Origin of the sequence: Devosia geojensis, from assembly GCF_000969415.1 — a bacterium.
Taxonomy (GTDB): domain Bacteria; phylum Pseudomonadota; class Alphaproteobacteria; order Rhizobiales; family Devosiaceae; genus Devosia; species Devosia geojensis.
Genome location: NZ_JZEX01000087.1, coordinates 61,755 through 87,493, shown reverse-complemented (window position 1 = coordinate 87,493; position 25,739 = coordinate 61,755). Strand labels below are relative to the sequence as shown.

General features: G+C 65.4%; 27 protein-coding genes, 1 pseudogene and 1 riboswitch. Of the genes and pseudogenes, 18 read left to right on the top strand and 10 right to left on the bottom strand.

Translation table 11 applies throughout. From position 1 onward, the window contains the following. Nucleotides 1–123 precede the first annotated feature (123 nt). From VE25_RS23610 to aztA, 5 genes and pseudogenes are all read right to left on the bottom strand, one after another. Nucleotides 124–768, bottom strand: a complete 645-nt coding sequence (locus tag VE25_RS23610; protein ID WP_439328898.1) for a metal-binding protein ZinT — start codon at nucleotides 766–768, stop codon at nucleotides 124–126. After that, nucleotides 763–1,872 (bottom strand): annotated as a pseudogene (gene aztD / locus VE25_RS23605) (zinc metallochaperone AztD); the annotation flags it as partial. The gene VE25_RS23610 and the pseudogene aztD, both read right to left, overlap by 6 nt. 126 nt (nucleotides 1,873–1,998) lie before the next feature. Beyond that, entirely contained in the window at nucleotides 1,999–2,934 is a 936-nt protein-coding gene (gene aztC, locus VE25_RS08460) for a zinc ABC transporter substrate-binding protein AztC (RefSeq protein ID WP_046108166.1), read from the bottom strand. A gap of 14 nt (nucleotides 2,935–2,948) precedes the next feature. Then, nucleotides 2,949–3,824 (bottom strand): zinc ABC transporter permease AztB, encoded by an 876-nt coding sequence (gene aztB, locus VE25_RS08455; protein ID WP_152664557.1) that lies wholly within the window; start codon nucleotides 3,822–3,824, stop codon nucleotides 2,949–2,951. Next, nucleotides 3,821–4,600, bottom strand: coding sequence for a zinc ABC transporter ATP-binding protein AztA (aztA, locus tag VE25_RS08450; RefSeq protein ID WP_046108165.1), 780 nt, complete (start codon nucleotides 4,598–4,600; stop codon nucleotides 3,821–3,823). Before aztA ends, aztB begins: the two co-directional genes overlap by 4 nt. 86 nt (nucleotides 4,601–4,686) lie before the next feature. On the opposite strand from aztA, the gene VE25_RS08445 reads away from it, so the two are divergent. The 12 genes from VE25_RS08445 to VE25_RS08395 all read left to right on the top strand — a co-directional run bounded on the left by VE25_RS08445 (nucleotide 4,687) and on the right by VE25_RS08395 (nucleotide 15,406). Next, the gene (locus VE25_RS08445) at nucleotides 4,687–5,088 is read left to right on the top strand and encodes a Fur family transcriptional regulator (RefSeq protein ID WP_046108164.1); all 402 of its coding nucleotides are present in this window, start codon (nucleotides 4,687–4,689) and stop codon (nucleotides 5,086–5,088) included. Nucleotides 5,089–5,093: 5 nt separating this feature from the next. Continuing rightward, complete coding sequence (locus tag VE25_RS08440; RefSeq protein WP_046108163.1) at nucleotides 5,094–6,167, top strand: CobW family GTP-binding protein; 1,074 nt, start codon at nucleotides 5,094–5,096, stop codon at nucleotides 6,165–6,167. Between the two features lie 23 nt (nucleotides 6,168–6,190). Next, on the top strand, nucleotides 6,191–7,168 hold the full coding sequence (locus tag VE25_RS08435; protein ID WP_046108162.1) for a CobW family GTP-binding protein: 978 nt from the start codon (nucleotides 6,191–6,193) through the stop codon (nucleotides 7,166–7,168). Further along, the gene (locus tag VE25_RS08430) at nucleotides 7,165–8,193 is read left to right on the top strand and encodes a WD40 repeat domain-containing protein (protein ID WP_052731820.1); all 1,029 of its coding nucleotides are present in this window, start codon (nucleotides 7,165–7,167) and stop codon (nucleotides 8,191–8,193) included. Before VE25_RS08435 ends, VE25_RS08430 begins: the two co-directional genes overlap by 4 nt. Before the next feature lie 57 nt (nucleotides 8,194–8,250). Continuing rightward, a riboswitch (cobalamin riboswitch) is annotated at nucleotides 8,251–8,463 on the top strand. A 108-nt stretch (nucleotides 8,464–8,571) separates the two neighbouring features. Beyond that, the gene (locus tag VE25_RS08425) at nucleotides 8,572–9,375 is read left to right on the top strand and encodes an ABC transporter ATP-binding protein (RefSeq protein WP_046108161.1); all 804 of its coding nucleotides are present in this window, start codon (nucleotides 8,572–8,574) and stop codon (nucleotides 9,373–9,375) included. An 11-nt stretch (nucleotides 9,376–9,386) separates the two neighbouring features. Next, nucleotides 9,387–10,334, top strand: coding sequence for an ABC transporter substrate-binding protein (locus tag VE25_RS08420; protein WP_046108160.1), 948 nt, complete (start codon nucleotides 9,387–9,389; stop codon nucleotides 10,332–10,334). Nucleotides 10,335–10,370: 36 nt separating this feature from the next. Beyond that, entirely contained in the window at nucleotides 10,371–11,429 is a 1,059-nt protein-coding gene (locus tag VE25_RS08415) for a FecCD family ABC transporter permease (protein ID WP_052731819.1), read from the top strand. Beyond that, entirely contained in the window at nucleotides 11,419–11,694 is a 276-nt protein-coding gene (locus VE25_RS22705; protein WP_152664555.1) for a hypothetical protein, read from the top strand. The genes VE25_RS08415 and VE25_RS22705 overlap by 11 nt, the downstream gene beginning before the upstream one ends. Nucleotides 11,695–11,719: 25 nt before the next feature. Next, entirely contained in the window at nucleotides 11,720–12,391 is a 672-nt protein-coding gene (locus VE25_RS08410) for a TetR/AcrR family transcriptional regulator (RefSeq protein WP_046108159.1), read from the top strand. 43 nt (nucleotides 12,392–12,434) lie between these two features. Then, a complete protein-coding gene (locus VE25_RS08405) occupies nucleotides 12,435–13,286 on the top strand; it encodes a metallophosphoesterase (protein ID WP_046108158.1) in 852 nt (283 codons plus the stop codon). A 29-nt stretch (nucleotides 13,287–13,315) separates the two neighbouring features. Next, the gene (locus VE25_RS08400) at nucleotides 13,316–14,614 is read left to right on the top strand and encodes an ABC transporter substrate-binding protein (RefSeq protein ID WP_046108157.1); all 1,299 of its coding nucleotides are present in this window, start codon (nucleotides 13,316–13,318) and stop codon (nucleotides 14,612–14,614) included. Between the two features lie 54 nt (nucleotides 14,615–14,668). Continuing rightward, the gene (locus VE25_RS08395; RefSeq protein WP_046108156.1) at nucleotides 14,669–15,406 is read left to right on the top strand and encodes a tyrosine-protein phosphatase; all 738 of its coding nucleotides are present in this window, start codon (nucleotides 14,669–14,671) and stop codon (nucleotides 15,404–15,406) included. 5 nt (nucleotides 15,407–15,411) lie between these two features. Here VE25_RS08395 and VE25_RS08390 read toward each other — a convergent pair whose 3' ends face one another. Continuing rightward, complete coding sequence (locus tag VE25_RS08390) at nucleotides 15,412–15,984, bottom strand: TetR/AcrR family transcriptional regulator (RefSeq protein ID WP_046108155.1); 573 nt, start codon at nucleotides 15,982–15,984, stop codon at nucleotides 15,412–15,414. Between the two features lie 150 nt (nucleotides 15,985–16,134). Between VE25_RS08390 and VE25_RS08385 the strand changes: the two genes are divergently transcribed. Genes VE25_RS08385 through VE25_RS08360 form a run of 6 tightly spaced genes read left to right on the top strand, consistent with a single transcriptional unit; the run spans nucleotide 16,135 to nucleotide 22,020 of the window. Next, nucleotides 16,135–17,007, top strand: a complete 873-nt coding sequence (locus VE25_RS08385; protein WP_046108154.1) for a metallophosphoesterase — start codon at nucleotides 16,135–16,137, stop codon at nucleotides 17,005–17,007. A 14-nt stretch (nucleotides 17,008–17,021) separates the two neighbouring features. Continuing rightward, the gene (locus VE25_RS08380) at nucleotides 17,022–18,311 is read left to right on the top strand and encodes an ABC transporter substrate-binding protein (RefSeq protein ID WP_046108191.1); all 1,290 of its coding nucleotides are present in this window, start codon (nucleotides 17,022–17,024) and stop codon (nucleotides 18,309–18,311) included. Nucleotides 18,312–18,367: 56 nt separating this feature from the next. Next, a complete protein-coding gene (locus VE25_RS08375) occupies nucleotides 18,368–19,300 on the top strand; it encodes a carbohydrate ABC transporter permease (protein WP_052731818.1) in 933 nt (310 codons plus the stop codon). Next, the gene (locus VE25_RS08370) at nucleotides 19,290–20,168 is read left to right on the top strand and encodes a carbohydrate ABC transporter permease (protein ID WP_052731817.1); all 879 of its coding nucleotides are present in this window, start codon (nucleotides 19,290–19,292) and stop codon (nucleotides 20,166–20,168) included. Before VE25_RS08375 ends, VE25_RS08370 begins: the two co-directional genes overlap by 11 nt. Next, a complete protein-coding gene (locus tag VE25_RS08365) occupies nucleotides 20,168–20,908 on the top strand; it encodes a tyrosine-protein phosphatase (protein WP_046108153.1) in 741 nt (246 codons plus the stop codon). Before VE25_RS08370 ends, VE25_RS08365 begins: the two co-directional genes overlap by 1 nt. Further along, nucleotides 20,908–22,020 (top strand): ABC transporter ATP-binding protein, encoded by a 1,113-nt coding sequence (locus VE25_RS08360; RefSeq protein WP_046108152.1) that lies wholly within the window; start codon nucleotides 20,908–20,910, stop codon nucleotides 22,018–22,020. Before VE25_RS08365 ends, VE25_RS08360 begins: the two co-directional genes overlap by 1 nt. A gap of 96 nt (nucleotides 22,021–22,116) precedes the next feature. Here the strand turns inward: VE25_RS08360 and VE25_RS08355 are convergent, their stop codons facing one another. Genes VE25_RS08355 through VE25_RS08340 form a run of 4 tightly spaced genes read right to left on the bottom strand, consistent with a single transcriptional unit; the run spans nucleotide 22,117 to nucleotide 25,730 of the window. Beyond that, the gene (locus VE25_RS08355) at nucleotides 22,117–23,163 is read right to left on the bottom strand and encodes a LacI family DNA-binding transcriptional regulator (protein WP_083988808.1); all 1,047 of its coding nucleotides are present in this window, start codon (nucleotides 23,161–23,163) and stop codon (nucleotides 22,117–22,119) included. A 4-nt stretch (nucleotides 23,164–23,167) separates the two neighbouring features. Continuing rightward, complete coding sequence (locus VE25_RS08350) at nucleotides 23,168–23,992, bottom strand: sugar phosphate isomerase/epimerase family protein (RefSeq protein ID WP_046108150.1); 825 nt, start codon at nucleotides 23,990–23,992, stop codon at nucleotides 23,168–23,170. 26 nt (nucleotides 23,993–24,018) lie between these two features. Continuing rightward, entirely contained in the window at nucleotides 24,019–24,852 is an 834-nt protein-coding gene (locus VE25_RS08345; RefSeq protein ID WP_046108149.1) for a carbohydrate ABC transporter permease, read from the bottom strand. Then, the gene (locus VE25_RS08340; protein ID WP_046108148.1) at nucleotides 24,852–25,730 is read right to left on the bottom strand and encodes a carbohydrate ABC transporter permease; all 879 of its coding nucleotides are present in this window, start codon (nucleotides 25,728–25,730) and stop codon (nucleotides 24,852–24,854) included. Before VE25_RS08340 ends, VE25_RS08345 begins: the two co-directional genes overlap by 1 nt. Nucleotides 25,731–25,739: the final 9 nt, after the last annotated feature.

The following is a 25,739-nucleotide window of genomic DNA, read 5'->3' as shown; positions in this document are numbered from 1 at the left end:
CTGAGAATGCCGTCCGCATGACTATTCGCCGATCGCCTTCCTTCTGCTTCGCAGAGGCAAAGCATGGTGGGATAGTGCCCGGCCGGAGCTGCCGGGCACAAACTATTCCAGCGACCGCCTTCGTCAGTGCGCCATCATCTCGGCCACGATCTCCTCGGCACTCAAGGAGGACGGATAGTAGGTCGGCCAGTTCGTCAGTTCCTCGAGCAGGGCGGCGCGATCATCGCCCCAGTAGAGGTGATAGTGGTCGGCCGCTTCCGGCGCGATCTTGTGGTCGCTGAACTGGATGTATCGTGGAGCGGCCTCGTCGCCCCCGGTCTTCTCGAATATGAAGCGCACGCCGCGATTACCCTTCTCGTACGTCAGGATTTCATAGCCGTCACTCGCATAGCGCGCTTCAATCGGCTCTCCCTGCTCATAGAAGGTGACCGTGTCGCCGTCGATCGCGATCCGCCCGGCATCGGTCCGGTAGCCGATTTCGTAATAGGCGCGGTATTCGTCGGCGCTCTTGTCGCCGTGTTCCGCCTTGTGAGCCATCACAGGATCGAGCGTTCCATCCTGCAGGTAAGGATAGACCGACTGCCAGTCCCCGGCCCAGTCCGACAGTCCTCGCTCCTTTACCTGGTCGTCCTCGAAATAGCCCTGGTAAATCTGGTCATCGTGATCGTGGGAATGCGCATGATCATGCGCATCGCCTTCATGGCCATGATCGTGCTCCTCGCGCTCGGCGTGACCATGAGCCGTGCCGGTGCCACCGACGGCAACGATATTGAATGGGGTCCCCTCGACATCGATCTCGCCGTCCTCTTCAAAGGTCACCGCATCGACGAGGTGGAGCTTGCCAGCCAGCGGATCGGTGACGACGACATGTTCGCCGGCGACCGCGATGCGCGGGCGCGGATCGCTCCAATGGCCGTCCATGGAGTAGGGTTCGGTGAGGGCCAGCGACTTGGTGATTTCGCCTCCGATGACGTCGAGCTGATGCAGCCGCCCATCCTCTGTGAAAACATAGGCGAAGCGCGCCCGCACCGGATCGACGGCGAAGTGGACGCGGCGGGTCGGCAACTCGACGCGCCGGAAGGCATTCTCTTCGCTCGGGTCGATCAGCACGACGGCATCGGCGCCGTAGTTGCCGAGGAAGTACTGCAGACCGCGGCCGCCGATCAGCGTCGTCGATTTGCCTTCGGGCAGGGTATCGGCGTAGGCTAGATGCTCGATCGACGGGGCGCCGCCGCTACCCGAGGTGACGACCAGGAGACCGGTCGCGCAGGCGAAGGCCAGAACATTGCCTGAGGCTGCCTCTCCGTGAAGGTCGGGGCATTCGGCGAGATCGCCAACCTGGTTGCCGTCGCGGCCGAGCGTCTTGATGCCGATGGGCAGGTTGGACGGATCCTCGGGGTGCGGCTCGGAAACGAGGTCGTAATTGCCATAGGAGACGACGACACCATGGTGCGGCGCACCGGAATCGACCTCGCGGGTCTCGGCGTGCCCCGCAAGCGCATCGCGCTCGCTGAAGATTCGGGCAACGCCCTCCTTGTCGAAGAAGGTCGCCCAGTGGCCGTCGTGCTCGACGAAGTGGACGGGGTAGTCGCCCATGATCTCGGCGCCGGTCAGCGCCGGATCCTCCACGTCGATGTCGGCATGATCGCCGTGATCGTGGAAGGCAATGCCGGTCTTGATGGCCGTCACGACATCCGCGTCGCCCTGGACCGCATAGACCGCCTCGCCGCTGTCGCTGCGATAAAGGGAAGCCGGTCCCTTGATGTCGAAGGTGGCGAGGGTCTCGCCTTCCACCGCGTCGATCACATGAACGACTGGTTCGGCGTGATCGGAAACGAACAGTCGCCATGCGGTCACGTGCTCGTCCGCCATAGCGAGGCCGCTGAAGCAGGCCATAAGGGCGAGGGCCGAGGTGCCCAATGCCAATCTTTTCATGAATTGGTCTCCTAGTTGGTGATGAAGAGAGGCGGCAGGACCGCACGGCCCCCCCGCGGCGAGTCAGTCGGCAGTGACGGCCGACGTGATGGTGGCGACGTTGGCGCGGATGAGATCGACATAGGTCGACGCCGGTCCTTCCGGTCCGGACAGGGCGTCGGAAAAGAGCGTGCCGCCCAGCGTCAGCCCGGCTTCGGCGGCGATCTGCTCGACAAGGCGCGCGTCGGAGATGTTCTCGGCAAAAACCGCTGAAGCGCGGCGCTCGCGCACCTCGCGCACGAGCCCCGCCACATCGGCGGCCGATGCTTCGGATTCGGTCGAAACGCCCTGCGGGGAGAGGAAAGTGATCCCGTAGGCATCTTCGAAGTAGCGGAAGGCGTGGTGCGCAACGACCACCACGCGCTTGTCCTCGGGTATGGCGGCGATCGCCTGCCGGACCTCCTCGTCGAGGGCGGTCAGCTCGTCGAAATAGACCGCCGCATTGGCTTGGTAGTCGGCGCAACCCCCTGCATCGGCGGCGCAGAAGGCTTCGGCGATGTTCTCGACATAGAGCTTGGCGTTGACGACCGACTGCCAGGCGTGCGGATCGTTAGGGGCGGCATGGAAGACCGCCTCGCCGTTGACGAAGTGGTAGTGCCCGCCCGCAGGATCCTCGAGGATATCGATGCCTTGCGTCAGCTCGACGATCGGCGCCGCGGTGCCGCTCGCTTCGACGAGACGGGAGAGAAAACCCTCGAACAGGAGCCCATTCACCAGCACGACATCGGCGCGCGCCAGGGCGATCGCATCGGCCGGCTTGGGTTCGTAGACGTGGGCGTCCCCGTTCGGACCCACCAGGGTCTTGAGCTCGATCCGTTCGCCGCCGACCTGCCTGGCAAGATCGCCGATGATGGAGAAGGTGGCGACGACCTGCAGCCTGTTCTCCTGCGCGACTGCGCCCGAAAGCACGCCAAACGATATAACGGAACAAGCGAAGGTGAGCCTGGAGAAGCGGTTCATGGACGGGTTCCTTGTTACGCAATGCGGTGGGAGGTGTGGGGGCGCAGCGTCGTCAGCAGGCCGCGCGCGCCGACGAGGACCGAGACCGCATAGGCTAAGCCCGCCGAGAGGATGATCGCCGGGCCCGATGGCAGACTGAAATGATAAGAGAGCAGCAGTCCCGACACCGAAGCGAGGACGCCAATGGCCATGGCGATGAGGCACATGGTCTCGACCCTGTTGGCCCAGAACCGCGCCGCAGCCGCGGGCAGCACCATCAGCCCGACCGAAAGCAAAGTGCCCAGCGCCTGAAAACCGGCAACGAGGTTCAGCACGACGAGCCCGAGAAAAATGAAATGCACGGGTGAACCGAGGCGGGACACCGACCGCAGGAACAGCGGATCGAGGCATTCGGCGATCAGCGCGCGCCGGAAGACCAGCATGGTCGTAAGCGTGATGGCCGCGACAAGCCCGATGAGCGTGAGCGCATCGCCGTTGAGGGCGAGCACGGTGCCGAACAGCACATGCATCAGATCGATGCTCGAGCCGCGCATGGAAACCATCACCACGCCGACCGACAGCGCGATGAGATAGAAGGCGGCCATGGACGCGTCTTCCTTCTGCACTGTCAGGCGCGACACGGCGCCGGCGCCGAGCGCCACCACCGCACCGGCAACGAGGCCGCCGATGGTCATCGGCACCAGTTCCAGCCCGTAGAGGAGAAATCCCGCGGCAGCGCCCGGCAGGATGGCATGCGCCATTGCATCGCCCGTTAAGCTCATGCGCCGCAGCATGAGGAAGACGCCGACCGGCCCGGCGCCGATCGAGAGCATCAGCGCGCCCAGCAGCGCGCGCTGCATGAAGCCGAATTCGAGGAACGGCGCGACGAGAGCCTCGTGCAGGATGCTCACGGCACTCTCCCCTGCTCCCAGGCGCGCGAATCGCCATGGCCGTGATCCTGCTCGCACCAGGGCGCATCCTCGTCCCAGGCCTCGTGAAACCGCCGTGCCCTCAGGAGGTTTTCGGGCGCGAGCGTTTCGCGCGCGTCGCCCCAGGCCACCGGCCGCCGGGCTAGCAACAGGGCTTGCGGGAAGTTTTCACGCACGAGGTCCAGATCGTGGACGACCACGAGCACGGTACGCTCTTCGCCGTGCCAGCGCTTGATCAACTCCACAAGGTCTCCGACCGTGCGTGTATCGATGGCATTGAAGGGCTCATCGAGGAGGATCAGGTCGGCATCCTGCACCAGCACGCGCGCGAACAGCGCCCGCTGTATCTGCCCGCCCGAGAGCGTGTCGATCGGCCGCCTCTCGAATCCTTCCAAACCGACGGCGCTCAGCGCCCTGGCCACGGCTTCGCGGTCCCCTGCCCTATGCCGCCCCAACAGACCGCGTCTCGGCCAGAGGCCGAGCGAAACCAGATCGGCGACGCGGGCGGGGAACGAGCGGTCGAGCTCGGATTGCTGTGGCAGATAGGCGACGCGCATGCCCGGCTGCACCACGCAACGGCCGGTCATTGGCGCCAGCATGCCGACGATCCCCTTCATCAAGGTCGATTTGCCCGAGCCGTTGGCGCCGACGACGGCGGTGAGAGACCCTTTGCGCACCGTGCCCGAAAGGTGGTGCACGGCCGGATGGCCGCCATAACCCAGCGTCAGATCGGTGAATGTCAGGCATGCATCCGGCATGAGACCTTTGGGGGTTGGAAGCGCTTGAGTACGAAAGTTGGTGATGTTATTACATTACGAACTCTACGACGCAAGACGGATTCCAGATGCTCATTGAGCGGGTACTGACAGCCAACCAGCAAGTGGTGTTCGATGCCCTGCTAAAGGCACGCACGCCGCTGAGCGCCTATGCCATCCTCGAGCGTATCGAGGGTCATCGGATCAAGGCGCCACTGCAGGTCTACCGGGCGCTTGAAAAGCTCCTCGACTATGGCCTGGTCCACCGCCTCGAAAGCCTCAACGCCTTCATCGCCTGCGAGCATGGCGGCCGCTGCCGACAGCCCGTGGCGTTCGCCATCTGCGACAAATGTGGGCAGGTGGCCGAGTTCCTCGAGCCCTCGGTCGAACGGGGGCTCGAGCGCTGGTCGAAGGGCCATGCCTTCAAGGCGCAGCGCGTGACGGTCGAGATGCGCGGATTGTGCGAGACGTGCAACGGAGATGTTCAGTGACGTCCATGGAACCGGGCTTGTCGAGCCCCATCCCCGTCTTCCTGCTCACGGGATTCCTGGGTTCGGGCAAAACCAGCCTTCTCAACCGGATGATGGTTCCGGGCGGACCGCGCACCGCCGTCATCGTCAACGAATACGGCGATGTGCCCATCGACAATGATCTCATCGAAGTCGACGGCAACGACATGAGCTTTGCCGAGACCTCGACCGGCTGCATCTGCTGCGAGCCGGGCAACGACATCGTCTCGACGCTGTCGCGCCTCTCCGAAGCCATGGACGAAGGCAAGACCGGCAGGATCGAGCGCGTCGTCATCGAGACCACCGGCCTTGCCGATCCGGCGCCGATCGTCAACCAGATGCTCCTGGCCTCGCCCTACCGCATCGCCGGCCGGCTCTTCACGCTCGCCTCCGTCATCACCACGCTCGATGCGGTGCGCGGCGAGGCGACCGTCGAGGAGCGCATCGTCGGCCATAAGCAGCTTGCCTTTGCCGATCGCATCGCGCTGACCAAATCGGATCTTCTCGGCCATGATGCGGCCGAGCGGCGCAGCGGTCTCGACGCCCTTGTCGCGCGGATCAATCCGGGCGCGCGGCTCATCGACGTGCAGGATCCGCTGGCGCAGCCGGAGCTGCTTCTGGCGCCCGGCGCCTACGCGCCGGCGGGCGGCGACATCGCCGCCTGGCTTGCAGCCGAGAACCCGATCGTGCGCGCATTCGCGCCCCGTGCCAAGGCGCCGGTCGATAACCTCGCGCGCCATTCGGGCATCTATACCAAGAGCATGGTCATGGACGGGCTCGTCTCGCCCAACGAGCTCCTTGCCTTCATCGATATCCTGCGCCGCGCCGCCGGAAAGCGCCTCCTGCGCCTCAAGGGGCTGGTGGCGCTCGACGACGATCCGGACCGGCCGATCCTGGTGCACCTCGTCCAGGACATCTTCCACCCGCCCATACGGCTAGAGGCTTGGCCGAGCAACGATCGGCGCACGCGCCTTGTCCTGATCGCCGACGGCATCGACGAGACCTCGCTCGAAAAATTCCTCCTGACGCTCCAACGCAAGCCGCAGCGCAAGCGCGCCTGACCCTTATGAAAGGACCATCCAGCATGACCGCATCAGCAGAGATCGCACAGACTCCCGTCACCGTGCTGACGGGCTTCCTCGGCTCGGGCAAGACCACCCTTCTCAACCGCATCCTCTCCGAGCAGCACGGCAAGAAATACGCCGTCATCGTCAACGAGTTCGGCGAGGTCGGCATCGACAACGATCTCATCGTCAATGCCGACGAGGAAATCTTCGAGATGAACAACGGCTGCATCTGCTGCACGGTTCGCGGCGACTTGATCCGCATCCTCGAAGGCCTGATGAAGCGGGCCGACAGGTTCGACGGCATAATCGTCGAAACCACCGGCCTTGCCGATCCGGCGCCGGTCGCACAGACCTTCTTCGTCGACGAGGACGTGCGCGAGCGCACCAAGCTTGATGCGATCGTCACCGTGGTCGACGCCAAGCACGTGCTCGGCGAGATCGACACGGCTCCTGAGGCGCAGGAGCAGCTTGCCTTCGCCGACCTCGTCGTCCTCAACAAGACCGACCTCGTTACGGCCCAGGAGCTGGCCGAGGTCGAAGCGCGTATCCGCAAGATCAATCCGATGGCCCCGATCCAGCACGCGGAGCGTTGCAATCTGCCGCTCGACCAGGTGCTTGGCCGCGACGCCTTTAACCTCAAGCGCGTGCTCGAAATCGAGCCGGATTTCCTGACCGAAGAGCACGATCACGAGCACGACGAGGATGTGACGAGCATCTCCCTCATCAGCGACAAGCCGCTCGATGCCAACAGGTTCTCCGGCTGGCTGCGGCTGATGACGCAGACCTATGGCACCGACATCCTGCGCCTCAAGGGCATCATCGCCCTGAAGGACAATCCCGAACGCTTCGTCGTGCAGGGCGTCCATATGCTGCTCGAAGGCGACTATCAGCGTCCGTGGAAGGACGATGAGAAGCGGCAGAGCCGGCTCGTCTTTATCGGCCGCAACCTGCCCGTTGAAACCTTGCGCGAGGGCTTCGAGCAGTGCCGGGCATGATGTCGGATATCGAGGCGCCGGAAGCGGGCATTCGCGCGCTGACGCAGGATTGGCGGCTCGGCGCGCCCGGCACCGGACTCGCCTGGCTCGGCGAAACCCTGGTGGCCGCTGCCGGAGACGGCCGACTGCACTTTGCCGAAGCCGGCGCACAGGCGCTGAACGCGCTCGATTTGCACCGCGGCACCATCTTTGCGATTGCCGCCGATCCCGCGCGCCAGCGAGTTGTGACCGGCGGCGATGACGGCCGCGTTTGCGCCGCGACGCCTGATGGAAGCGAGGAAATGCTGACCCGGCCCGGACGCTGGATCGAGGCGGTCACCGTTTCGCGCAAGGGCGTGGTTGCCGTCGGGATCGGCAAGGAAGTGCTCGTCTGGCGCGAGGGGACTCCGAGCACTTTCGAGGTTCCGACCACCGCCGCCGCGCTCACCTTCGACCAGAAGGGCGCGAGCCTGGCCGTGGCGCATTATGGCGGCGTCAGCCTCTTCGATCCCGCCCATCCCAAGCGCGCGCCGCAGCGGCTCGTCTGGAAGGGCTCGCATATCCGCGTCACCTTCAGCCCGAACGGCAAGTTCGTGGTCTCGGTCATGAGCGAAAACGCCCTCCATGGCTGGCGCGTCAAGGACGCGGCAAACATGGCGATGTCCGGCTATCCCGCCAAGCCCCGCTCTCTTTCCTGGTCCGCCGACGGACGGCTCCTGGCCTCCTCGGGCGCCGATGGCGCGATCATCTGGTCGTTCGCCGGCCGGGACGGACCGATGGGCACATCGGCCATCACCCTCGGCAAACGGGGCGTGCAGGTGACCGCACTCACCTGGCATCCGGGCGCGCCGATGCTGGCGCTCGGCTACCGGGATGGCGCCGTCCGGCTCTGCCGCGCCGAGGATGGGGCGATGCTGCCGCTACTGGAACCGAACGGCGAGCCGATCAGCCACCTCAGCTTCTCGCCGGCCGGCGCGAGCCTTGCCGCGCTGAGCGAGCAGGGCAGGCTCGCCCGGTTCGCATTGTCGGCAGGAGGCGAGAGCTAGACAGGCTTCACATCGGCAGGGCCAGCGGTAACCTTGACGCCCGAGGCGCGAATCCGTTCTATCGGGGGCGTTGAAGGTTCCCCAACGGTTCGCGCCAAGGGGATGAAAAGGGAACACGGTGAGGCGTACCCAACAGGGACCGATGCCGTGGCTGCCCCCGCAACTGTAAGCGGAGAGCCGCATCCGAACTGCCACTGACCGCAAGGTTGGGAAGGCCGGATGCGGCGGCGACCCGCGAGCCAGGAGACCTGCCCTCGACATTCATTTCAACCCGGCCGGGGTGTGCCGAGGGAACGAAAATGGCGCTCGACCACCATATCGCAGCTTGTTGCCTGATCGGTTCTTCCGGGATCTCCTGCCCATTGGCGGAGGTTCCCGATGGAACGTGCGCGTTGCCTCGTCGGCGATAGGCCGGCCGCCCTCACGGTCGAATCCCTCTGCTGGGGCCGGCCGGGGCGAAGGAGGATCATCGAACGCCTCGGCTTCACGGTCGAGCCCGGCCAGATGCTGGCCGTCGTCGGGCCGAACGGGGCCGGCAAGTCGAGCCTCCTGCGCTGCCTCTATCGCTTTCACCGCCCGGACAAGGGCGTCGTGCGCCTCGATGGCGAGGACATCTGGGGCATGCGGCCACGCGCGCTCGCCCGGCGCGTGGCGACCGTGCTGCAGGAGCCGGCCTCCGATTTCGGCCTCACCGTCGCCGAGATCATCGAGCTTGGCCTCACCCCGCATCTCGACCGCTTGACCGGACACGTCTACGGCCCGGTCGAGGACGCCCTCGCCATGATGGGCCTCACGGCCCTCGCCGCGCGCGATTTCGCAACCCTCTCCGGCGGCGAGAAGCAGCGGGTGATGATCGCCCGCGCGCTGGTGCAGAAGCCCGACCTCATCATTCTCGATGAGCCCACCAACCATCTCGACATCCGCCACCAGCTCGAAGTGCTGGCGCTGCTTTCGAGCCTGCCCATCACCGTCGTCGTGTCGCTGCACGATCTGGCGCTCGCTTGCGCCCATGCCGACCGGGTGCTGGTCATCGACCAGGGCCGTCAGGTGCATTTCGGCGCGCCGCTCGATGTGCTCACCCCCGCGACCATCAGCCAGACCTTCGCGGTCGGGGTCGTCATCGACGCGCATCCCGCGACCGGTCGCCCCCGCTTTTCCTTCCATCTCGACCGCAACGCATAACGGAGATCATCGTGCGTCCCGCTTCCGCCCTTCTCGCGCCTGCCCTGCTGGCCGCCACTACCGCATCTGTCCTCGCCTTCCCGGTCACCGTCGAAAGCTGCAATCGGCAGGTGACTTTCGAGGCGCCGCCGACGCGGGCGGTCTCCAACGACGTGAACCTGACCGAGATGATGCTGGCGCTCGGCCTTGCCGACAGTATGGCCGGCTATACGGGCGTCTCCGAGTGGGTGAAGCTCGACGAACGGCTGCGCGAGAGCACCGGCGCATTGCCCGAACTCTCCCCCGATTACCCCACCAAGGAAGTGTTATTGGGCGCCGACGCCGATTTCTACTTCGCCGGCTGGAACTACGGCATGCGGGTCGGCGGCGAGGTGACGCCCGACACGCTCGCCGCATTCGGCATAAAGGTCTACGAGCTCACCGAAAGCTGCATCCACATCATGGAAAAGCCCAAGGCTTCCATGGAAGACATGTACAACGACCTCCTCAACCTCGGCCGGATATTCGGCGTCGAGGAGAGGGCCGAGGCGCTGATTGCAGACTACAGGCAGGAACTGGCGGATTTCATCGCCAGCCTGCCAACTGCGCAAACCGCGCCCAAGGTCTTCGTCTACGACTCGGGCGAAGCAAAACCCTTCACCGCCGGCCGCTATGCCATCCCCACGGCACTCATCGAAGCGGCGGGCGGCATCAACATCATGGACGACGTGGAATCGAGCTGGTTGGAGGTCGGCTGGGAGCCGGTCATCGCGCGCAATCCGGACGTGGTGGTGATCGTCAACTACGGCCAGGTCACCGCCGAGGAAAAGATCACCTTCATGAGAGAGAACGCGGCCTTCAAGGACATCCCGGCCGTGGTCAACGACCGCTTCGTGGTGCTCGACTATGTCGAAGCGACGCCCGGGCCGCGCAACATTGAGGCGATCAAGCGTCTCGCCGCGGCCTTCTTGCCCTCCTGATCGATCGGACGGCCGGCCTCGCGCCGGCCACCTCCCATGAGCCACAAGCACCTTGCCGGTCCGCGCCACGCCGTCCTCCACAACCTGCCGCTGCTGGCGGCCGGGCTCATCGTCCTGCTCGTTACTGTGATGATTGCGGGTGTCAGTGTCGGCGCCATCGGCATTCCCCCCGACGTCGTCTGGAGCGTCATCGCCAGCCACTTCTTCCCGGGCAGTGTCGAGGTGACCTGGTCAACGGGGCGCGACAGCATCGTCTGGGAGGTGCGCCTGCCGCGCGTCATGCTCGCCGCCATAGTGGGCGCGAGCCTTGCCATCGTCGGCGCCGCCCTGCAGTCGGTCACCCGCAACCAACTGGCCGACCCGCATCTTCTGGGCATTTCGTCGGGCGCGGCGCTCGGGGCAATCGTCGTCCTCTTGCACACGGGGCTGTTCCTTGGCCTCGCCACCGTGCCGCTCTTCGCCTTCATCGGTGCGCTCGCCACAACCATCATCGTCGTCGGGGTCGCCAACCTCGCCAACGCCACCAATGCCAGCCGCCTGGTGCTGACGGGCGTCGCCATCTCCTTCGTCATCACCTCGCTCGGCAGCCTCGGCATCTTCCTCGGTGATCCGCGCGCCGCCCATACGGTGATCTTCTGGATGCTGGGCGGACTCGGCCTCGCCCAATGGGCGCAGCTGCCCTACCCCCTGCTGGCGCTCGCCGCATGCGGCACCTACCTGCTGCTCAACGCGCGCAACTTCAACGCCATGACGCTCGGGGACGAGAGCGCCACCACGCTCGGGATTCCCGCCGGCCGTTTCCGCATGATCGTCTTCGTCGTCTGCGCCCTGCTTACCGGTGCCGCCGTCGCCTTTTCGGGCATCATCTCGTTTGTCGGCCTGATGATCCCGCATCTGGTGCGTTTGGTGGTGGGGGGCGATTACCGCCGCGTCCTGCCGCTATCGGCCCTCGTCGGCGCCATCTTCCTCGTCGTTGCCGACACCGTGGCCCGCATCATCATCCCGCCGCAGGACATCCCCATCGGCATCATCACAGGCCTTGCCGGAGGCGTCTTCTTCGTCATGCTGATGCGGCGCAGGTCGAATGCCGGATGAGGACGGCGCTGAACGCCTCAACCGGTCGCCAGTCTCGGAAAGGTCTGTCCGGGCAATCCCGAATGGCCGCTCGGCCGGAAAGGTCGTAGCGGAAGATCCTGCTCGTGGGTTCGTAGCTGTCTTCGAGGCGCAGCTTCAGATAACCCGCCTGCTCATCGAGCGCATCCGTGGCCGCACCGAAACGGAGCATTTTCTGGTAGAACCGAGCGTGGTGGCGCGAAACAGCTCGCGACCCGTCAACGGCGCCGATTTGCCCATCAAGTAGGTGCTGCCGGACATCGGAGGGATCTATGCGGGACAGCGCCACGGCCCGGGCTCTGCAGGCGGCTTGCGAGGAACTGCTGCTCGGCGCCAGCCATCCCGATGAAGTCACGGTGCGCGCCATCGCCGCGCGCGCGAGGACCGGGGTCGGAGCGATCAGCTACCACTTCGGCAGCCTCGAGCGGCTGATCTTCCTCGTCGGGGAGCGGGCCTACCTGCGGCTCAACGCCGAGCGGCTCGCGCTCCTGCACAAGGCCATCGAGCGGGCGGCGCCCGAACCGGCGCCGGCGGGCGATCTCATCGCCGCCCTCATCGGCCCCTCCATCCGCTGGAGCCTAGATCCCAAGTCCGGCTACCGGGTGCTGCGGCACATGACGTCCATCGCGCAGGCCAGCCAGCACCCGGAGATATTCCAGCCGATCGTCGAGGATATCGAGCACCACCGCATGTTCATCCCGCATTTCCGCAAGGTCGCTCCGTGGCTCAGCGAGGTCGAGATCGGCTTCCGCATCAGCTGCCTTCTCGGCGTGCGCTCGCAGATGACGCGCAGCCGCGACAGGACCGAGGTGCTGACCGGCCACGCGCTCGATCTCAGCGATCCGGAGGTGGTCATCGCCCACGTGGTGGCAGCGACCGAGCCGATGTTCACGACACCTCTGCGGCAAGGTTCAAACAGCGTTCCAAATCCGTCACGACGCTGAGACGACGCAAGGCTAGGTCGTCGTGCGCAAGGAGCACGACGCCATGGCCGAAACCACTTTCATCCACATAACGGATCTGCATATCGGCGACCCCGCCGTGGCAGACCCGCATCTTTTCAGCGACACCTCGGCAACGCTCGAGCTGGTCCTCTCCATGATCGGCACGATCTCGCCGGCACCGAGCTTCATCATCGCGAGCGGGGACCTCACCAACCGAGGCGACGCGGAGAGCTACCGGCGGCTGCGGCGCATCATGGCCAAGGTCGACCTGCCGGTCGTCTATGCGCTCGGCAATCACGATACCCGTCCCGGCTTCTATGCCGGCATGCTCGACCACAAGGACGACCTCGATGCGCCCTACGACCATGACCGGGTGATCGGCGGGGTCCACATCGTGGTCCTCGACACCAGTACGCCCGGGCAGATCGGCGGTACCATCGAGCCCGGCCAGTTCGAGTGGCTCGAGCGCGTGCTCCATACTCATCCCGAGCTTCCCAAACTGATCGTTGCCCACCATGCCCCGGCGCTCGGCGACGCACCGGACTGGGCGCACTGGCGCTGCATCGACTTTGCTCAGTCGCAGCGTCTTGCCGAAGTCCTGCGCGGTCGCAACGTCCTCGGCATCCTCAGCGGCCATATCCATCACGACCGTTTCTCGGTCTGGCACGGCATCCCGGTTATCGTGGGCATGGGCCAGCACGCGGCGACCGATATCCTCGAGACCGAAGCCCTGCGCATGGTCGAGGGCGCGTCGTTCGGCATCGGCACCGTGCGGCGCTCGGGACTTACCATGGCGCTGGTGCCGCTGCCGCAGACCCGTGCCGAGCTCAACCGCTATCCCTTGAAGCTTCTGCGCGAGCGGCAGGACGCCGCGCTCGCCAAGGCCGCAAGCTAGAACCTCATCCGCAACAGGAGTTTGCCCCAATGCTCAAGCGCGACTTCATCAAGTTGCTGGCCGCCGGCAGCCTGGCCTTCACGGCCCTGACCGGCGCGGCGTTCGCCGAAATGGCCGCCAGCATCGACGAGCCGGTGACCATCACCTTCTACAACTACAATCTCGCCAGCGCGAGCATCGGCGCCGACGCCACCCGCGAGCTCATCGCCGCTTTCGAGGCGGAGAACCCCAACATCAAGGTCGAGACCATCGGGGTGCCCTCCAACGAGATCATCACGCGCCTGCAGGCCGATATGGCCGCCGGGCAGCAGCCGGACGTCGCCCAGCTCGTCTTCCGCGACCTGCTCTATATAGCCAGCGACCTCGGCGGCAACGCGCTCGAGGACATGGCGGGAGAGGAGGCCTATGCGGCGCTCGTCGACGGGATGATCCCGCGCGGTGTCGACCTCGGACGCGTCGACGGCAAGACCTACGGGCTCGCCTACACCTTCTCGACCCCCATCCTCTACTACAACGCCGACCTTTTCCGCGCCGCCGGCCTCGATCCGGACCAGCCGCCGCGCACCTGGGACGAAGTCAAGGCGGCAGCCGAAGCGATCGTCGAGAAAACCGACGCCGAGGGCTTCTTCCCGGGCGCCTACGGTCCGGCGGACGGCACCTTCGTCTACCAGGCGATCCTGATGTCGAACGGCGGCAAGGTGCGAGACGGCAACACCCTGACCTTCGCCGATCCCGAAGGCATCGAAGCGGTGCAGATGCTGCGCGATATGGTCGACGGCGGCGGCCATGCCCGGCTCGATCCGGCGAGCCCGAGCGATGCGATGCTCGCCGGTCAGCTCGGCATGTTCCTCTATACCAGCGCGCTGCAGAGCACCCTCTCGGCCGCGGCCGAAGGCAAGTGGGAGCTGCGGGTCGCGCCGATGCCGGCTTTCGGCGACAAGCCGACCGCGCCCACCAACTCGGGCAGCGCCCTCTTCACCTTCTCCAAGGACCCGGTCAAGCAGCGGGCGTCCTACGAGCTGATGAAGTTCCTGACGTCGAAATACGGCTACACCATCATCACCAGCAAGATCGGCTACCTGCCGCTGCGCCTCGACATCGTCGACGATCCGGAATTCCTCGGGCCGTGGACAGAGCAGAACCCGCTGATCCGCCCCAACCTCGAGCAGCTCTCGCGCCTCACGCCCAATGTTGCCTTCCCCGGCCCGAACTACCGTCAGGCCGAAAGCATGATGAAGGAAGCGGTGACCGAAGCCGTGTTCGGCGAGGGAGACGTCGCCGAAGTACTGACCGCCGCGCAGCAGAACGCCCAAAGCCTGATGCCCTGATCTAGCTGGGGGCGCCTCGTGCGCCCCTTTTCCATCTACGACTTGGAGGTTTGCATGCAGGCGGCCCCGATGCGGCAGTGGCACCTGCCCGACACGCACAATATCCGCGATCTCGGTGGCTATCGCAGGGCTGGCGGCGGCACGACGCAATGGTCCCGGATCCTGCGCGGCGACAGCCTCAGCCACCTGCGCGAAGACAGCTCCCGGACGCTTGTCGATCGCGGCCTCTCGACGGTCATAGACCTGCGCAGGCCCGAGGAGATCGGCGCCCTGCCCAACCCGTTCGCCGGGCACGAGCGCGTCGCCTACCGCAACATCGCCCTGTTCGACGCCCTCGCCCCCGTGGCGGCGATGGCCGGAGTCTTCGACATGGCAGCGCGCTACCGCGAGGCTCTCGACCGGTGCGGGGACCGGCTGGCGGAGGCGCTGATGGCTGTCACGACGGCGCCGGCGGGACTGGTGCTCTTCCACTGCACGGCCGGCAAGGACCGCACCGGTGTCCTCGCCGCGCTCATCCTCCTCATCGCCGGCGTCGACGAAGCCGAAATCGCCGCCGACTACGCGCTGACCGCGACCATGGCCAATCCGCTGCTGGCGCGGTTGCGGCACCGGGCCCTCTCGGCGGGACTGGACGCAGTGCATGTCGAGCGGGTGCTCGCCAGCGACGCGGCCACCATAGACGCCATGCTCGCTCACCTGCGCGATACCCATGGCGGGACCGAACCCTATATGCGCCGAATCGGGCTGACACCCGCCGACACGGACCGGCTGGCCGCTCGGTTATGTGCATGATCCCGTCAGTGCACGGCGATCGAGTCCCAGCACATCTGCGCAATGTGCGCACGCTCTTCACGCGAGAATGGGGTTTCGCTCATGCGACGGCGCTTCAGCGTGTTGCGGATGGCCCCACGCACGAAGCTCGCCATGAGCGAAACCGGACCGGCACGCACCACGCCGACCGCCTGAGCCTCTTGCAGCATTTCGATCGCATGGTCGACGAATTGGCCAAAGATCGCCGCGGCCTCGCTGATCGGCATCAGCGGATTGTTGTCGAGATAATCGAAGAGGCGGGCGCGCAGCGGATCCTCCCAGATGAAGTCGATGTAGCGCTCGATATACCGACGCACGCGCTCTTCATGCGAGCTTGCCGGGTCGGGCGGCGCGGAAAGGCGCTCTGTCATCACCTCGGCGACGCGCCCGTAGACGCCGCGCACCAGCGCCTCCTTGGAGTCGAAGTAATTGTAGAGCGAACCGGTCGCGACCCCCGCCTCCTCGGCAATGGCCGACATCGAGCATTGCAGCCCGTTGCGCACGATGAGGCGAGAGGCGGCGGCGAGAATGCGTTCGCGCTTGTCTGGGCTGAGATCCATAATCTGAATGAACGTTCATTCACCTGTCATACCTGCAAGCTACCGATGCAGCCGCTTTCGCGCAAGGGGTCCGGCATCCGGTATCGCCCGAGCAGCGAGCTTCCATCCAGAGCCGGTCGCAGCCGGCCGCCGTTGCAACAGGAGGACGCCATGTCCGAGCTCGTCACATTCGTGCATCTCACCGACCTGCACGTCGGCAATCCGCAAGTCGAGGATGATCACCTCTATTCCGACACCTCGACCACGCTCACCCGCATCCTTGCCGACATCAAGACGCTGGTGCCGCAGCCCAAGTTCATCGTGGCGAGCGGTGACCTGACCAACCGGGGCGATACGGAAAGCTACGAAGAGCTCAAGCGCCTCATCGCCGCCGCCGGGCTCGACATGCCGATCCTTTATGCGCTCGGCAACCACGACCGCCGCGACGGCTTCTACCCGGCCATGCTCGGCCGCACCGACGACGTCATGGCGCCCTACGACCACTCGGCCGTCATCGCCGGTATCCACGTCATCGTCATGGACTCGAGCGTGCCCGGCAAAGTCGGCGGTGCCTTCGAACCGGGCCAGATCGAGTGGCTGAAGGCCGAGCTCGACAGCCATGCCGAGCTGCCCAAGCTCCTCGTCATGCACCACGCGCCGGCGCTCGACGCCGACCGGCCGGACATGCAGTGGGAATCGCTCACCATCGCCGACACCGAGGCGCTGCGCGACGCCGTCGCCGGCAGGAACGTCATCGGCATCCTTTCCGGCCACATCCACTTCGACCGCGTCAGCAACTGGTACGGCATCCCGGTCGTCGTCGGCATCGGCCAGCACGCCGCCACCGACGTCCTGTGGCTGCATGAAGGCCTGCGCATGCTCTCCGGCGCCTCGTTCGCCATCGGCACCGTGCGCCCCTCGGGCCTCACCATCACCTTCGCGCCGCAGCCTTCCGACCGCCGCGAGCTCCACAGCTTCACCTTCGCGGGCATGGCCGAGATGCTCAAGAAATTCGAAACCAGCGCCTCCGTCGCCGCCGAATGACCGGACCGTTCAAGATGAACCGCAAGACCTTCCTCGTCAGCGCCCTGGCGCTCCTCGCCGCCGGCCCGGCCTTCGCCCAGGCCATCCCGGCGACCATCGACCAGCCGGTGACCATCACCTTCTACAACTACAATCTGGGCAGTGCCGGCATCGGCGCTGAAGCCACCAGGAAGCTCATTAACGAGTTCATGGCGGCCAACCCCAACGTGACGGTCGAAGGCGTGCCCTACTCCAGCGCCGACGCCAGCCGTATCCAGGCCGATCTCGCGGCGGGCCTGCCGGTCGACCTCGTGCAGACCGTCTTCAGCGACCTCGACTTCGCCGTGACCAATTTCGGCGCGCAGGCGCTGGAAGACATCATTCCGGCCGAGGAACTCACCGCCCACTTCGCGGGCATGCATCCCAACGGCCTCAAGCTCGGTGTCCTAAACGGCAAGACCTATGGCCTTGCCTACACCTTCTCGACGCCGGTGCTGTTCTACAATGCCGACCTCTTCCGCGCCGCCGGGCTCGATCCGGACCAGCCGCCCAAGACCTGGGCTGCCGTCAAGGAAGCCGCCCTCACCATCGAAGAGAAAACCGATGCCGAGGGCTTTGCCGCCGGCATCACCGGCCCCAGCGCCGGCGACTGGCTGTTCCAGGGCGTCATCCGCTCCAATGGCGGCGAGGTCATCTCGCGCGACCGCACCACCCTCAAGTTCGCCGAGCCCGAAGCGGTGGAAGCGGTGGCGATGCTGCGCGATCTCTACGACGCCGGCGTCTACGACAGCCTCGACATCGCCGCAGCGATGGAAGGCATGGCGGCTGGCAATTTCGGGATGTACCTACAGACCAGCGCCGTGCAGGGCGTGCTCGTTGCCGGTGCCGAAAACAATTTCGAGCTGCGCGCTTCGACCATGCCCAGCTTCGGCGACAAGCCGGTGCGGCCCAACAATTCCGGCTCGGCGCTGACCATCCACACCACCGACCCACTCAAGCAACGCGCTGCCTGGGAACTGATGAAGTTCCTCACCTCCGAGCACGGCTACACCATCATCACGTCCGAGATCGGCTACCTGCCGCTGCGTCCGGCCATTGTCGATGACCCGCAGTACCTGGGCGACTGGATCAAGGCGCACCCGCTGGTGCAGCCCAACCTCGAGCAACTCGACGTGCTCGAGCCGTGGGACCCTATGCCCGGCCCCAACTACCGGCAGATCGTCAAGACCATGATGGACAGCGTCGAGATGGCGGTGTTCGGCGGTGCCGACGTCCAAGCGACGCTCGCCGATGCGCAGGCCAACGCCCAGGCGCTGATGCCCTGATCCAACCGCCCGCCCCTTTACCGGGGCGGGCGCCACCTTCCGGGAGGCACAAGAGGATGGCCGAACTGACCCTTTCCAGCCGTGGCGCGACCGCACCCGCCCGCCGCTCGGGCGTGTGGCGGGTTTCGCCCTGGCTCTATCTCGCCCCGGCGATCCTCACCCTCGTCGTCTGGATCTATTGGCCTTTGGTCGATGCGCTGCGCTTGAGCTTCTATCAATGGAACATGCTGCCGACCTCACCGCAGCTCTTCGTCGGCTGGGAGAACTACCAGCGCATCTTCGCGCTGCCCAAGTTCTGGCAGGCGCTGCGCAACACCGGCATCTATGTCCTCGGCCTGCTGCCGCTCTCGGTCCTTATTCCGCTCGCCATCGCCATCTACACCCACGACCTGCCCGCGCGCTGGCGCAACATCTACCGGGCCATCATCTTCGTGCCGATGATCATCGCCCCGGTGGTCGCCGCGGCCGTGTGGCGGTGGCTGCTCGACCCCGGCTACGGCATGGTCAACCTGATGATCGAGTGGTTCGGGTTCGATCCCGTCAAGTTCCTCGCCGATCCCAAGGTCGCCATCTGGACGATCATCGCCATCACCGGCTGGAAGCTCATCGGCTTTTCCACTCTCATCCTCTCGGCCGCCAACGCCAACATCAACCCGTCGCTGATCGAGGCGGCGCGCATGGATGGGGCCAGCAAGTGGGAGATCATCCGCGACATCCGCCTGCCGCTTTTGAGCTCCTCGGTCCTCTTCCTCGTGATGATGACGATCCTCTTGGGCGCCCAGTGGAGCTTCACCTACATCAACGTCCTGACCGGCGGCGGGCCGCTCGGGGCGACCACCAACATCTATTACCTGCTCTGGGATTTCGGCTTCTCGACCATGTCCGTCGGCTGGGGCTCGGCCTCGGCAGTCATCCTCTTCCTCGGGTTCGGCGCCATCGCCTTCGTCCTCTTCCGTCTCATCGACCGGTACTCGTTCCATGACAACTGAAGCCGTACCCCAGCCGCTTTCCGCCGCCCCCGCGCGCCTGCGCAAAAAGACCGCTGCCGGCACCGGCCTCAACAGCGCCGCCGGGCACCTCGTCATGGTGCTGATGTCGATCTTCTGCCTCTTCCCGGTTTACTGGATGGTGGCGACGTCATTCCGGCCGACTAACGCCATCTTCGAAACGAGCCTTTGGCCGACGACGATGTCGCTCGACAACTACGTCTATGCGCTCAACGCCATTCCCATCGTGCAGATGCTCGTCAACACCCTTGTCGTCTCGGTGGTAGTGACGGTCATCCAGCTTTTCACGGGCCTACTTGCCGCCTATGCCTTCGCGCGCTGGCGGTTCCCGCTCGACAAGCTCGTCTATACCGGCGTCGCGCTCACCTGGCTGGTGCCGTTCCAGGTGGTGATGATCCCCAACTACTTGCTCGTTGCGCAGATGGGCCTACTCGACAGCGTCGTAGCGCTGATCCTGCCGCACTTCGCCTCGGCGCTCGCCATCCTGCTGCTCGCGCAATCCATGCGCAGCTTCCCCAAGGAAGTCATCGAGGCGGCGCGAATGGACGGAGCGCGCAGCTGGCGCATCCTCTGGGAAATCATGACGCCGAACCTGCGCGGCACCATCGCCTCGCTCGCCATCCTCATCTTCATCTCCACCTGGAACGAATATTTCTGGCCGCTGCTGCTCTCGCGCACGCCCGAAAACAGCGTCATCCAGATCGGCATCCAGATGTTCATGACGGCCGAGGGCAACCAATGGGGGCCGCTGATGGCCGCCTCAACCATGGCGAGCCTGCCGATCCTCCTGATCTACGTCATCCTACAGCGGCAGGTCATCCAGTCCTTCATGAAATCGGGAATCCGCTGATGGAAAGCCAGTTCACCCGCCACCTGCCGGTCAAAGGCACCTTCAACATCCGCGATCTCGGCGGCTATGCGACGGCGGCGGGCGAGACGCGCTGGCGCCGGGTGCTGCGTGCCGATGGCCTGCATCGGATCGATGCCGAGGGGATGGCAGCGCTCATCGCCGAAGGCGTTACCACGATCATTGACCTGCGCCACCCCGGCGAGGTCGCCAGCCACCCCAACCCGTTCAGCATCAATCCTGTCGTCGCCTACCACAACGTCCCGCTCTTCGAGCAGCTCTCGCCGACGCCGCGCGAGGGCATCGACGTGCTGCTCGAGCTCTATCGACAGGCGCTGACGCACCGGCAGGACGCGGTCGCGCGGGTCCTGACCATCATCGCCGAGGCGCCGCCGCAGGGGGCGGTGCTCTTCCACTGCACCGCCGGCAAGGACCGAACCGGCATCGTCTCGGCGCTGCTCCTCGCCGTCGCCGGCGTAGAAGCCGCGCTTATCGTCGAGGACTATGCGCTGACTGGCGCGCTCATCGCGCCGATGATCGAAGAGATCGTGGCCGACGCCGCCGCCCGCGGAGCGGACGTCGAAGCCTTCCGCCCGCTGCTCGCGGCCGATCCCGCCACCATGGCGGCCACCATCGCCCATCTCGAGGAGACCTATGGCTCGGCCACGGCTTATCTCGAGCGCATCGGGCTTTCCGCCGACACGATCGAGCGCCTTCGCAACCGCCTGCTGGGAGATGCCTGATGGCCGAACTCGTCCTTTCGCACCTCAAGAAATCCTATGATGGCAAGCAGGTGCTGCACGGCGTCGACGTGACCCTGCCCGACGGGCACTTCGTCGTCATCGTCGGCCCGTCCGGCTGCGGCAAGTCCACGCTCCTGCGCATGATCGCGGGGCTCGAGGACGTGACCGAGGGCACCATATCCATCGGCGGCATCGTCATGAACGACATCGACCCGGCCGACCGGGGCTGCGCTATGGTCTTCCAGAACTATGCGCTCTACCCCCACATGACGGTGCGGCAGAACATCGCCTATCCGCTGCGCATCGCCAAGGTTGCCCAGGCCGAGCGCGACCGGCGCGTCGAGGAGGCGGCCGCCATCCTCAACCTCACCGAGTATCTCGACCGCCGCCCGGCGCAGCTCTCGGGCGGCCAGCGCCAGCGCGTCGCCATGGGCCGCGCCATCGTGCGCGAGCCGGAGGTCTTCCTCTTCGACGAGCCGCTCTCCAATCTCGACGCGCTTTTGCGCGTACAGATGCGCATCGAGATCAAGCGGTTGCACAAGCGGCTTAAGGCGACTTCGATCTTCGTCACCCATGACCAGGTCGAGGCGATGACCCTCGCCGACACGCTGATCGTCATGAACGGGGGCCGGGTCGAGCAGATCGGCTCGCCGGCCGAGGTCTACCGCAAGCCCGCATCGGTGTTCGTTGCCGGCTTCATGGGTGCGCCGGCCATGAACCTCATTGATGCCTCGGTGGACGTCGACGGGCTTGTCGCCCTCGACATCGCCCCGCACCTGCCGGTCGCCGAAGCGCAGGGCGTCGCCAAGGGCACGCCGCTGGTGCTGGGCATGCGTCCGGAAGCCATCACGCTTTCCTTCGACTCGAGCCGGGGCCTGCCCGCAACGGTCGATCTCGTGGAGGAGCTCGGCGGCTCACGCGTCGCCTACTGCACCGTCAACGGCCGCGAGCTGGCCGTGGTCCTGCCACCCAGCGACGAGCGCTACGAGGGCCGCGAGGTGTACCTGCAGTTCGACCGGCGCGCCTGGCACCTCTTCGACCGTACCACCGGCACCCGCCTCGACAATCTCGTCCAACCGCGCGCCTCGACGCGACGGTTGGCCGAAGCCTAGAGCTGTTCACCGTTTCTTTGAAACGCTGAACGATCTCTAACTCTTCGTTTTGTCACGTTTCCAGGAAAAGTGGTGTCCACTTTTCCTGGAAACGCTCTAGGCGCTGCCGCGCACGACGAACTCGGGTGCGACGAGTTGCTGGTCGGTCACCGGCTCACCGGTCTCGATGGCGTTCATCAGGCTGGTGAGGCCGCTGTCGACAATGGCCTCGAGCGGATGGCGTACGGTCGTCAGCTCCGGACTGCACCAGAAAGCCTCGCGGCTGTCGTCGAATCCGGTGACGGCGATGTCCTGCGGGACCCTCACCCCTGCCCGCGTCAGCGCTTTAACGAGGCCGAAGGCGAGCCCGTCGGCGCCGCAGACGACGGCCGTCGGCCGTTCGGGTGAAGCAAGGATCTGCGTGGCTGCCTTGCGCGTTTCGAGATGGAGCTTTTGCATGAAGGCCATGTCTTCGGGCGTGTAAGCGAGCCCGTCGAGGTCGTAGGCCAGCGACGGGTCGAAGCATCCGCGCCCGGAAAGAACCTGCGTGAACCGCTCCTGCATGTGCGCCACCGCCTTGATGCCGGCGATGCCGAGATAGGCGATGCGGCGGTGCCCCTTTCCCCAGAGATAGTCGATGCTCATCTCGACACCCCGGGGATAGTCCGTGCACACATAGCCGATGCCCTCGTCCTGCACCGAGCCCAGGCAAAGGAACGGCTTGCCGGATTGTGCCAGCTTGTCGATGGTTTCGGGCAGGTTCACCGGCTCGCCGAGTATGACGTAGCCGTCGAAGAGCTGGTCCTCGAGCGCGGCCACCTGCCGGGCCATGCCGGTGCGGTCGGTCCACATCAGCCCGCAGAGCACCTCGATGCCGCGTTCGTGCGCCTGCACCTGCAATTGATGGGCAAAGACGCTGCCCATCGAGCCGCTGACGCTGCGATTGATGGCGCCGACGAGGCCCGAACGCTTGCTCCTGATGGCAAATGCCAGCTCGTTGCGCTGGTAGCCGAGCTTCTCGGCGGCCTTGAGGACGCGGTCCTGCGTCTCGCGGCTGATGCGGATGTCGCCGTCGCGGGCATTCAGCACCCGCGACACCGTCGTTACCGACACCCCTAGTTCTCGCGCAATGTCTCCCAGGCTGACATTGGTCTTTTGCAACATATGGCTAGTGCGCCCAGTCGTTTGCCGCCATCCAGTCGGAAGCCCGCTTATAAACCGCGGCAGCGCGGTCTTCCACGCGAAACTCCATGATGAGCCGCATGTCCTGTGGAAGGGCGTTGAGCTCGCGGAAGATGCTGGCCCAGCCGAGCTGCCCCTGCCCCGGCACCCAGTGCCTGTCAGCTTGGCCGTCGCTGTCCGAAACGTGCAGGTGCGCCAGGCGATCGCCCATGGTCCGCACCCAGAAGTCGGGCGCCATGGTGCTCGCCACCGCCGCGTGTCCGGTATCGAGGCTCAATCGCAGCGCGGGGGAGTCGACGAGGTCGACGAGGTCGATCATCGGATCGGGTGTCGGATCGAAGATGTTCTCGAGGCAGAGGACGACGCCGGTTTCCTGCGCGCGCGCCGCGACCGGCGCGATGAGATCGGCGGCCCGCTGAATGGCGAGCGGCAGCGCGTCCTTGTTGTCGTAGGTCATGTAGGGGCGCCCGAGGAACAGGAAGGGGCTATGCACTACCATGTGGCTCGCCCCGATCCGTTCGCAGATGCCGAGCGCCTGCTCGAAACGCTTGAGGACGATGGCCTGGATCGCCGGATCGCCGACGACGAAGGACGGGGTCGGCACCGGTCCGTGGATGCCGAACGAGCCGGTGAAGCCGTCGAGCCGGCGGGCGAGCTCGGCGATATGGGCCTCCGGATCGTCGAGCACGAACTCGCGCGCGAAATCGTCCACCTCGAGCGCGCGACCGGCTTCGTTCAGCCAGTCGACGACGTCGGGCGTGATGGCTTCGATATGCGATTGTGCGCCGAGGGCGCGTTGGCTGTTCCTCATTGGTCTCTTGCCTTTGTTGGAGGAGGTTATTTGAGCGCACCGCTGGTCAGCGCCGCCTGGATGCGCTGCTGGAAGACGGTGTAGATGACGATGGTCGGCACCATCACGATGGTCACGGCAGCAAAAAGCGCGCTCCAGTCGCTGTCGTATTGCTGCTGGATCATCAGGTACTGCATGCCCTGCGGCAGCACGAACAGGCGCTCGTCGTTGATGAGCACATAGGGCAGGATGAACTGGTTCCACTGGCCGATGAAATTGAAGATGCCCATGGTGACGAGCCCGGGCGCGGCCAGCGGCAGCATGATGGTGAGAAAGATGCGGAACTCCCCCGCCCCGTCGAGCGTCGCCGCTTCATGCAATTCCTGAGGAATCGTACGGAAGAAGTTGGTGAGGAAGAGCGTCGTGAACGAAATCGAATAGGCCGCGTAGATGACTGAGAGGCCGAGATGCGAGTTGGTGAGCCCGAGATCATTGGCGAGGAAGAAGAGCGGCACCAGCGCGAGGAACACGGGGAACAGCAGCCCGCTGAGGGCGAAGGCGTTGAGCAACTGCCGTCCGCGGAAGTCGAAGCGCGCGATGACGTAGGAGATCGCCGCTGAGAGTGCGAGCGTCAGGAGCACGCTCGGGATGACGACGGTGATGCTGTTGACGAAATAGCCGCCGATGTTGGCGACATCCCAGGCGCGCGAATAGTTGTCGGCGTGCCAATCCTGCGGCAGCGACCACGGGTCCGTCAGGATTTCCCGATCCGTCTTAAACGAGGTGACGACCACCCAGACGAGCGGACCGATGACGATCGCTGCCCAGACGGCGAGGAAGAGGTGACGAAGCGATCCCCAGGCGAGCTCCAGCCAGCGCATCAGGCGAACTCCACCTTGTTCTCGCGCATGACGAGCAGCATCACCGCCGAGAACCCGAGCATGAGGGCGAACATCACCACCGCCAGCGCCGAAGCGTAGCCGAAGCGGCTGAGCGAGAAAGCCTGGTCGTAGACGTAGGTTGCGAGCACGTCGGTGGCGTGGTTGGGGCCGCCGCCGGTCATGATGCGGGTGATGGCGAAGAGGTCGAAAGCCTCGAAGGCCATGAACATCAGCGAGGTGCGGACGGGATCGCGCAGCAGCGGCAGGGTGATGTCGCGGAACATGCGCCAGTTGCCGGCCCCGTCGAGCCGCGCTGCCTCGTAGTAGGTCTCCGGCACCGCCCGCATCGCGGCAATGAAGAGCGCCGTATGGAAGCCGACCGAATTCCAGACGATGACGGCGACGAGGCTCGCCTGCGCCAGGTTCGGGTCACCGAGCCAGGAAGGTCCGTTAATGCCAAAGACTTCGAGCGCGCTGTTGAGAAGGCCGATGCGCGGGTGGAAGGCATAGCCCCAGAGGATGGCGACGACGACGATCGACATGACCTGCGGGAAGAGGAAGACGACCCGGTAGAACTCGGTCAGGCGCGTGCAGCGCTGGCAGATCAGTGCGGCGAGCACGAGCGCGAGCGTCACGGTGACCACCGGGACAAAGAGGAGGTAGACGCCGTTGTTGCGCAGCGCGTTCCAGAAGCCCGGATCGCCGAGGATCGCGGCGAAGTTGGCCAAGCCGATCCAACTCGGCGGCGTTGCAAGCCCCCGCCATTCCGTCAGGCTGATGCCGATGGCCCAGACGTAAGGGTAGACGACGAAAAGCGAATACGCCCCCAGCGGGACGACCAGCAACAGGACGATGAAGCGGATTTGATGCGCGCGCATGGCTGTTCT

Coding starts and splice junctions, on each gene's coding strand:
- VE25_RS08430 (WP_052731820.1), top strand. CDS start 7,165: ATGATGTCGGATATCGAGGCGCCGGAAGCGGGCATTCGCGCGCTGACG.
- VE25_RS08410 (WP_046108159.1), top strand. CDS start 11,720: ATGCGGGACAGCGCCACGGCCCGGGCTCTGCAGGCGGCTTGCGAGGAA.
- VE25_RS08395 (WP_046108156.1), top strand. CDS start 14,669: ATGCAGGCGGCCCCGATGCGGCAGTGGCACCTGCCCGACACGCACAAT.
- aztA (WP_046108165.1), bottom strand. CDS start 4,600: ATGCCGGATGCATGCCTGACATTCACCGATCTGACGCTGGGTTATGGC.
- VE25_RS08405 (WP_046108158.1), top strand. CDS start 12,435: ATGGCCGAAACCACTTTCATCCACATAACGGATCTGCATATCGGCGAC.
- VE25_RS08440 (WP_046108163.1), top strand. CDS start 5,094: ATGGAACCGGGCTTGTCGAGCCCCATCCCCGTCTTCCTGCTCACGGGA.
- VE25_RS08375 (WP_052731818.1), top strand. CDS start 18,368: ATGGCCGAACTGACCCTTTCCAGCCGTGGCGCGACCGCACCCGCCCGC.
- VE25_RS08345 (WP_046108149.1), bottom strand. CDS start 24,852: ATGCGCTGGCTGGAGCTCGCCTGGGGATCGCTTCGTCACCTCTTCCTC.
- VE25_RS08365 (WP_046108153.1), top strand. CDS start 20,168: ATGGAAAGCCAGTTCACCCGCCACCTGCCGGTCAAAGGCACCTTCAAC.
- VE25_RS08435 (WP_046108162.1), top strand. CDS start 6,191: ATGACCGCATCAGCAGAGATCGCACAGACTCCCGTCACCGTGCTGACG.
- VE25_RS08390 (WP_046108155.1), bottom strand. CDS start 15,984: ATGGATCTCAGCCCAGACAAGCGCGAACGCATTCTCGCCGCCGCCTCT.
- VE25_RS08360 (WP_046108152.1), top strand. CDS start 20,908: ATGGCCGAACTCGTCCTTTCGCACCTCAAGAAATCCTATGATGGCAAG.
- VE25_RS08425 (WP_046108161.1), top strand. CDS start 8,572: ATGGAACGTGCGCGTTGCCTCGTCGGCGATAGGCCGGCCGCCCTCACG.
- VE25_RS22705 (WP_152664555.1), top strand. CDS start 11,419: ATGCCGGATGAGGACGGCGCTGAACGCCTCAACCGGTCGCCAGTCTCG.
- VE25_RS08400 (WP_046108157.1), top strand. CDS start 13,316: ATGCTCAAGCGCGACTTCATCAAGTTGCTGGCCGCCGGCAGCCTGGCC.
- VE25_RS08355 (WP_083988808.1), bottom strand. CDS start 23,163: ATGTTGCAAAAGACCAATGTCAGCCTGGGAGACATTGCGCGAGAACTA.
- VE25_RS08350 (WP_046108150.1), bottom strand. CDS start 23,992: ATGAGGAACAGCCAACGCGCCCTCGGCGCACAATCGCATATCGAAGCC.
- VE25_RS08380 (WP_046108191.1), top strand. CDS start 17,022: ATGAACCGCAAGACCTTCCTCGTCAGCGCCCTGGCGCTCCTCGCCGCC.
- aztC (WP_046108166.1), bottom strand. CDS start 2,934: ATGAACCGCTTCTCCAGGCTCACCTTCGCTTGTTCCGTTATATCGTTT.
- VE25_RS08340 (WP_046108148.1), bottom strand. CDS start 25,730: ATGCGCGCGCATCAAATCCGCTTCATCGTCCTGTTGCTGGTCGTCCCG.
- VE25_RS08415 (WP_052731819.1), top strand. CDS start 10,371: ATGAGCCACAAGCACCTTGCCGGTCCGCGCCACGCCGTCCTCCACAAC.
- VE25_RS08385 (WP_046108154.1), top strand. CDS start 16,135: ATGTCCGAGCTCGTCACATTCGTGCATCTCACCGACCTGCACGTCGGC.
- VE25_RS08445 (WP_046108164.1), top strand. CDS start 4,687: ATGCTCATTGAGCGGGTACTGACAGCCAACCAGCAAGTGGTGTTCGAT.
- VE25_RS08370 (WP_052731817.1), top strand. CDS start 19,290: ATGACAACTGAAGCCGTACCCCAGCCGCTTTCCGCCGCCCCCGCGCGC.